This is a genomic window from Pseudomonas sp. Sample_21 (assembly GCF_004307525.1).
Classification (GTDB): domain Bacteria; phylum Pseudomonadota; class Gammaproteobacteria; order Pseudomonadales; family Pseudomonadaceae; genus Aquipseudomonas; species Aquipseudomonas atacamensis.
On record NZ_RCNZ01000055.1, the window covers coordinates 1 to 7,411 of the forward strand.

General features: G+C 61.0%; 7 protein-coding genes. 2 read left to right on the forward strand and 5 right to left on the reverse strand.

Annotated features, from left to right (window positions below; genetic code table 11):
* From D8U71_RS07770 to D8U71_RS07790, 5 genes are all read right to left on the reverse strand, one after another.
* On the reverse strand, nt 1-136 hold a 136-nt coding region (locus tag D8U71_RS07770; protein ID WP_177434887.1), incomplete at its 3' end, for a PAS domain-containing protein.
* Nucleotides 137-220: 84 nt separating this feature from the next.
* Nucleotides 221-1,348 (reverse strand): FAD-binding oxidoreductase, encoded by a 1,128-nt coding sequence (locus tag D8U71_RS07775; RefSeq protein WP_130887538.1) that lies wholly within the window; start codon nt 1,346-1,348, stop codon nt 221-223.
* 149 nt (nt 1,349-1,497) lie between these two features.
* Nucleotides 1,498-2,442, reverse strand: a complete 945-nt coding sequence (locus D8U71_RS07780) for an ornithine cyclodeaminase family protein (RefSeq protein WP_130887539.1) — start codon at nt 2,440-2,442, stop codon at nt 1,498-1,500.
* Nucleotides 2,443-2,559: 117 nt separating this feature from the next.
* Nucleotides 2,560-4,038: an ATP-dependent RNA helicase RhlB gene (rhlB, locus tag D8U71_RS07785; protein WP_016771585.1), complete on the reverse strand. Its 1,479-nt coding sequence runs from the start codon at nt 4,036-4,038 to the stop codon at nt 2,560-2,562.
* 96 nt (nt 4,039-4,134) lie between these two features.
* Nucleotides 4,135-4,791 (reverse strand): alpha/beta fold hydrolase, encoded by a 657-nt coding sequence (locus D8U71_RS07790; protein WP_130887540.1) that lies wholly within the window; start codon nt 4,789-4,791, stop codon nt 4,135-4,137.
* A gap of 468 nt (nt 4,792-5,259) precedes the next feature.
* On the opposite strand from D8U71_RS07790, the gene D8U71_RS07795 reads away from it, so the two are divergent.
* Nucleotides 5,260-6,291, forward strand: a complete 1,032-nt coding sequence (locus D8U71_RS07795; protein ID WP_016771583.1) for an amino acid ABC transporter substrate-binding protein — start codon at nt 5,260-5,262, stop codon at nt 6,289-6,291.
* Between the two features lie 66 nt (nt 6,292-6,357).
* Nucleotides 6,358-7,411: amino acid ABC transporter permease (locus tag D8U71_RS07800; RefSeq protein WP_130887541.1), on the forward strand; the 1,054-nt coding region annotated here is incomplete at its 3' end.

Below are 7,411 nucleotides of genomic sequence, written 5' to 3' on the forward strand. Positions count from 1 at the left end.
TGTTGGCGATGTAGTCGACCTTCTGCGTGCGCAGGTCGTGCAGCACCACCTCGGCGTGGGGGAAGAACAGCGTGGCAATGGCGTCGGCGATGGCGCGGAAGTTATCCAGCGCCGGGTCGAATTCGGGGGCAGTCATGACAGTGGAGCTCCAGGCAGCGTCAGCGCCCCTTGTGCCGGGGCGCTGCGAGTGTGCCGCAATCTTTTGGACGAGTCGATGCGATCAAGCCAGTCGGGCCGGGGAGAGCATGGCGCTGTCCAGACCGAATTGATGCAGGTGCTCGGGAAGCGGCTCGTCGCGCACCAGCGCCGCACTGGCCTGCCCCATCGCCGGCGACGTCTGAATGCCGTAACCGCCCTGCGCGGCGACCCAGAACAGCCCTGGCACCTGCGAATCAAAGCCGCTGAGCAAATCACCGTCGGCAACGAAACTGCGCAGACCGGCCCAGGTGCGGGTCGGACGGCGGATGGTCAGCGTGGTGGCCTCTTCGATCTGATAAATGCCCATGGCGATGTCGAGTTCTTCCGGCTGCACATCGTGCGGTTCGACCGGATCGGCGTTGGCCGGCGAGCCGAGGAACATGCCGGCGTCGGGCTTCATGTAGAAGGATTCGTCGAGGCTGACCAGCATTGGCCAATGATGAGTGTCCACGCCTTCTGGGCCGGCAAAGATAAATGCGGCGCGGCGTTTCGCTTGCAGCCCCAGCGGCTGCGCGCCGGCCAGCGCGCCGATCCGGTCGGCCCAGGCGCCGGCGGCGTTGATGATCACCGGTGCGCTGAACGTCTCGCCATTGGTCTGCACGATCCACACGCCATCGGCATCGCGGCTCAAGCCGAGCACTTCGCAATCGGTGCGCACTTCGCCGTGGTTGCGCCGGATGCCGCGCAGGTAGCCTTGATGCAGCGCGTCGGTGTCGATGTCGCAGGCCGATGGGTCGTAGATCGCGCCGTGGACTTTTTCCCGGCGCAGGATCGGCAGACGCGCGCAGGCTTCGTCGGCGCTGAGCAGTTGCATCTGCGGCACGGTGGCTTTGGCGCTGAGGTATTGATTGTTCAGTTCGGCGGGATCACCGATGAAGTCGACGGTCATTTCGCCGCGCGGGGTCAGCAGTGGGTGCTCGCAAAAACCGCTCGGAGGACTGTCGAGAAACGCGCGGCTCGCCTGAGTCAGTGCGCGGACCTGTGCGGTGCCGTAGGCGGCGGTGTACAGCGCGGCGGAGCGACCGGTGGAGTGATAGCCGGGATGGGTTTCACGCTCGAGCACGATCACTTTGCCGTGCGGCGCCAGCCAGAACCCGGTAGAAGCGCCGGCAATCCCGCCGCCGATGATGATGAAATCTGCGTGGTTCATGTAGGTCTCCAGTGGGTACGCAATATCAAGGCGTTCGCTAGTCCCTTGTGGGAGCGAGCCTGCTCGCGAAAGCGGTGTATCAGTCGACATCTTCGGTGAATGTCAGACCGCATTCGCGAGCAGGCTCGCTTCCACAGGGATTTTTGGCGTTAGTGGGTTAAGTGATAAACCGCATTGGCGAGGGCAATGTCTTCCAGGCCCAGACCGATCGAACGGAAAAACACATGCCGCTGGTAATCCGGGCGCTGCACTTTTTCGCTGAGCAAGTCGGCGAGGTCGCCAACAATCGAATCCTTGCTCCAGCCATGCTGTTCGGCGGCAATCAGCATCTCACCTGCCGAACCCGGCGTGGTCAGACGATAGTCGCAGAACACCTGCATGTCGTTGAGGCTTTGCGGCGGTACTTCATGGGCGCGCGGGGCGTTGGTGCTGATCGAGGTGATCAGCGCCGGTTTGTGCAGTTGCGCCGGATCGATCACCGGCCCGGCAGACGAGGTGCAGAGCATGATCACGTCAGCATCGGAGATGGCGGTCTCGCGGCTGTCGGCACTCTTCAGTGACGGCGCGATGGACTTCAACACAGTCTGTGTTTCCGCATCTTCCAGCAGCGATGGCGAATACAGGCTGATGCTCTGCCAGTCGCGCAGCGCCTTGGCGTAATGCAGATGCGCCTGAGCGACCTTGCCGCTGCCGATGATTGCCAGTCGCTGGGCGTCCAACGGGGCGAGGGCGTCGACCGCCACTGCCGTGGTCGCGGCGGTGCGCACGGTGGTCAGTTCGCCGGCATCACAGAGCAGCAGCGGCTGGCCGGTTTTCATCGACATCAACAATGTCCATGCCGTCACCAGCGCACCCTGCTCACGGACGATGTACGGCGAAGTCTTCACTCCGTACACGCCATCCTCGGCCAGCACGCCCAGATAATTGATGAAGTCGCCGGCGCCCTGCGGGAACTCGACCAATTGCTGCGCCGGCTGCACGGCGTTACCGGCCGCCAGATCGCGGAACAGCTTGCGCAGGATTTGCGGAACATCGATACGCGCCAATAGCTCATGGGCCTGGGCTTGATCGATCACATAGGGCGTACTGGACATTTCGCGCTCCGAAACTAAACTTATTTTTCCATTATGGACTTTTAGTTCTGGCGAGCAACCATCGGGCATAAAAAAAGCGCAGTCCGTTGCCGGCTGCGCTTTCTCATATAGCGGGGCTTACTGCGGACGCTTGCGCTCAACCGCACGCAGCAGATGCGTCGGCGGGGTTTCGCAGCTGATCTTGCGACCAAGTTTTTCTTCGATCGACGGCAACTGGTAGGAATCGTCCTCGCCGGCAAAGCTGATCGACACACCGTCAGCGCCTGCGCGACCGGTACGGCCGATGCGGTGCACGTAGTCGTCCGGCACTTCCGGCAGGGTGAAGTTGATCACGTGGCTGATGCCGTCGATGTGGATGCCGCGACCGGCGACATCGGTGGCCACCAGCACGCGAATCTTGCCTTCGCGGAAACCTTCCAGAGTCTTGATGCGCTTGTGCTGCGGTACGTCGCCGGACAGCTGCGCGGCGTTGATGCCGTCACGCACCAGACGCTCTTCGATGCGGCGTACTTCGTCCTTGCGGTTGGCAAACACGATGACCCGCTCCCAACCGTTGTCGTTGACGAGGTTATAGAGCAGTTTGTATTTGTCGGCAGCGGCCACGGCGTAGATGTGCTGCTCGACGTTCTCGTTGGCGACGTTGGTGATTTCGATTTCGACGATGGCCGGGTCGGTGGTCCATTGCTTGGCCAGATTCATCACGTCTTCGGTGAAGGTTGCGGAGAACAGCAAAGTCTGGCGTTCGGACTTCGGCGGGGTCTGGCGAATGATCTGCCGTACCTGCGGGATGAAACCCATGTCGAGCATGCGGTCGGCTTCGTCCAGCACCATCACTTCAACCATGTCCAGGTGCACATCGCCGCGCTGGTTGAAGTCGAGCAAGCGGCCAGGCGTGGCGACGAGGATGTCGCAATGCCGCGCTTCGAGGTGCTTGAGCTGTTTGTCGAAGTCCATGCCGCCGACGAAGGTCATGACGTTGAGGCCGGTGTACTTGGTCAGGTCAGCGGCGTCCTTGGCGATCTGCACCACCAGCTCACGGGTCGGCGCGATGATCAGCGCGCGCGGTTCGCCCATGTAGCGCTCTTTCGGCGGCGGCGTCTGCAGCAACTGGGTGATGATCGAGATCAGGAACGCGGCGGTCTTGCCGGTGCCGGTCTGCGCGCGGCCAATGGCGTCTTTGCCGGCGAGGGTGAAACCCAGCACCTGCGCCTGGATCGGCGTGCAGTACGGAAAGCCCAGGTCCTGGATGGCGTGCATCAGTTCCGGAGCAAGCTTGAAATCGTGAAAGCGGGTTTTGCCTTCCTGCGGCTCGACGACGAAGTCTTCGAGTTTCCACGGAATGACCGGTGCCTTGGGCTTCGGTTCGCGACGTGGCCTGGCCGGTTTCGGCGCTTCGCTGGGTGCAGGCTCTACGGCAATTGGCGCTGGCGCAGCGGGTATTTCTTCTGGCTTCGGTGCGGCTGCGGGAGCGGGGCGGTCGGCCTGCGGGGCATCGGTGCGATGACCGGGGGCGTGCGACGGCGCACTGGGAACTGGCGCGAGCTGCTCAGCCTCGCTTTTACCGAACATCTTCTTGAGTGCTTTGAGCACGGTCATCTCATCAGTTGGTTAAGGAATGTACGCCGGCCAGTGTAATGCAAGAATCGGGCGCGGCGTAGTAGGAGGGATCAATGGGCGGACATTGCTCGCAAATCAGCGCAGGCGTTCGCTCAGCCAGACGCCGACGTCGCGAATCTCTTCAGGTAACACTTCGTGCTCCATTGGGTATTCCTGCCATGTCACGGTGACACCATGCTTCACCAAATGCTCATAGGCAGTGCGCCCCATCGAGTTCTGCACCACGCCATCGAACTGACCGTGCAGACACAGCACCGGAATACGCTGCTGACTGGCGGATAACTCTAGTTCATCGCTGAATGTCGGTGCGTACGTCGACAACGCCAGCACCCCGCCCAGCGGTCCCTGCCATTTAAGGAACGCGGTATGCAATACCACCGCGCCGCCTTGCGAAAACCCGGCAAGGAAAATCCGCGAGGCGTCTATTCCGCTGGCGCGCTGGTTTTTGATCAGCTCGATGATGCGCTCTGCCGAAGCTTCCAGTTCGTCGCGATCGATCGCCCGGGCCGGGCTCATGGCCTTGATGTCGTACCAGCTGGGCATGGCATATCCGCCATTTATCGTCACTGGACGGGTCGGTGCCTGCGGCAGCACAAAGCGCGTGCTCAACAGACTTTCCTGCAACGCCTCGGCCACCGGCAGGAAGTCGTAACGGTCGGCGCCGAGGCCGTGCAGCCAGATCACGCAGGCGTCTGCGGGCTTAACAGGCTGAAGAATCAAGGGCTCGGTCATGTCTGCTCCAAAAATGTGCGGGCGCTCTCATTGAGTGCGTGATTGAAGGGCGCGCCCGGTTGATCCGTTAACAAGATGTCGCAAGGGTACAAGTTTAGCTATTGACGTGTCGCGCAATCACTTTCGCAAGCGGTGTGGTACGGCGTTTGCTATGGAGCTTTGCGTACGAAGCATCCGTTGCGCGGCGGTAACACTATCAGTGTCAGTCGCGCGATGGGATAGCAACGAATCCGGTGATGGATGTTCGCCAATGGCCGCTACGGGCTTAGCGAACGTGAAAGGGCTACAGCCCGTTCGGCCGATTGGTGAGAAGTGAGTGATCCATGATGTGGATTTTCTCCTACTAGACTCATAGCGAAGGTCTTACGTCGGTTGACCCCAAAAAAAGCCAACACGGGTCAACAACGCCTCAAAAGGGTGCGACAGGACTCAAGCTCCGACACAACAAGAGCAAAACTGGAGGTTTGAATGAAGATGTTGAAATCCACTCTGGCGGTCGTGACTGCTGCAGCAGTACTCGGCGTCAGCGGGTTCGCTCAGGCGGGTGCAACCCTGGATGCGGTACAGAAAAAAGGTTTCGTGCAGTGTGGCGTGAGCGACGGTCTGCCGGGCTTCTCGGTACCGGATGCGACCGGCAAGATTCTCGGCATCGATGCTGACGTCTGCCGCGCTGTGGCCGCAGCCGTTTTCGGCGACGCCAACAAGGTCAAGTTCAGCCAGTTGAACGCCAAGGAGCGCTTCACCGCGCTGCAATCCGGCGAGATCGACATCCTGTCGCGCAACACCACCATGACCAGTTCCCGTGACGCGGGCATGGGCCTGAAATTCCCGGGCTTCATCACCTACTACGACGGCATCGGCTTCCTGGTGAACAACAAGCTGGGCGTGAAAAGTGCCAAAGAGCTCGACGGCGCGACCATCTGCATCCAGGCCGGTACCACCACCGAACTGAACGTTTCCGACTACTTCCGTGGCAACGGTCTGAAATACACCCCGATCACCTTCGACACCTCCGATGAAAGCGCCAAGTCGCTGGAATCCGGTCGTTGCGACGTGCTGACCTCCGACAAGTCCCAGCTGTTCGCCCAGCGCAGCAAGCTGGCCTCGCCGAAGGACTACGTGGTGCTGCCGGAAACCATTTCCAAGGAACCATTGGGCCCGGTCGTACGTAACGGCGACGACGAGTGGCTGGCGATCGTGCGTTGGGTCGGCTATGCGCTGCTCAATGCCGAAGAAGCCGGCATCACTTCGAAGAATGTCGAAGCTGAAGCCAAGTCCACCAAGAACCCGGACGTGGCCCGTATGCTCGGCGCTGACGGCGAGTACGGCAAAGACCTGAAACTGCCGAAAGACTGGGTTGTGCAGATCGTCAAGCAAGTCGGCAACTACGGCGAAATCTTCGAGAAAAACCTCGGCAAGAGCACTCCGCTGGAAATCGACCGTGGCCTGAACGCCCTGTGGAACAACGGCGGCATTCAGTACGCACCACCAGTGCGCTAATGGTTCTATCGCCCGGCGGGCCAACCGCCGGGTGATGTTCTTGTTCCATTTCTTCCGGGGCACTTCATGCAAAATTCAATCGGCGCACCAAAGCAGAGGCTCAGCCTCAGCGATCCACGAGTGCGTGCGTGGCTATTCCAGATCATCACCGTTGTGGCGGTGGTCTCGCTTGGCTGGTACCTGTTCGACAATACGCAAACCAACCTTCAGCACCGGGGCATCACCTCCGGCTTCAGCTTTCTGGAGCGCAGTGCCGGATTCGGCATCGCTCAAACCCTGATCGACTACACCGAAGCGGACAGTTACGCGCGGGTGTTTGTCATCGGCCTGCTCAACACCCTGTTGGTGACCTTTATCGGCGTGATCCTGGCGACGATTCTCGGTTTCATCGTTGGCGTGGCGCGGCTGTCGCAGAACTGGATCATCGCCAAACTGGCGACGGTGTATGTGGAAGTATTCCGCAACATTCCGCCGCTGCTGCAGATCCTGTTCTGGTACTTCGCGGTGTTCCTGACCATGCCGGGGCCGCGCAACAGCCACAACTTCGGCGACACCTTCTTCGTCAGCAGCCGTGGCCTGAATATGCCGGCTGCACTCGCTGCCGACGGCTTCTGGGCGTTCGTGATCAGCATCGTCCTGGCCATTGTCGGCATCGTGCTGATGTGCCGCTGGGCCAACAAGCGTTTCGAAGAAACCGGCGTACCGTTCCACAAGTTCTGGACCGGCCTGGCAATTGCGCTGGTGATCCCGACCCTGTGCGCGCTGATCTTCGGCGCTCCGCTGCACTGGGAAATGCCCGAGCTCAAGGGCTTCAACTTCGTCGGCGGCTGGGTGTTGATCCCGGAACTGCTGGCATTGACCCTGGCGCTCACCGTGTACACCGCAGCGTTCATCGCCGAGATCGTGCGTTCCGGGATCAAGTCGGTCAGCCACGGCCAGACCGAAGCCGCGCGTTCCCTCGGCCTGCGCAACGGCCCGACCCTGCGCAAGGTGATCATCCCGCAAGCCCTGCGCGTGATCATTCCGCCGCTGACCAGCCAATACCTGAACCTGGCGAAGAACTCTTCGCTGGCGGCCGGTATCGGTTACCCGGAAATGGTTTCGCTGTTCGCCGGCACCG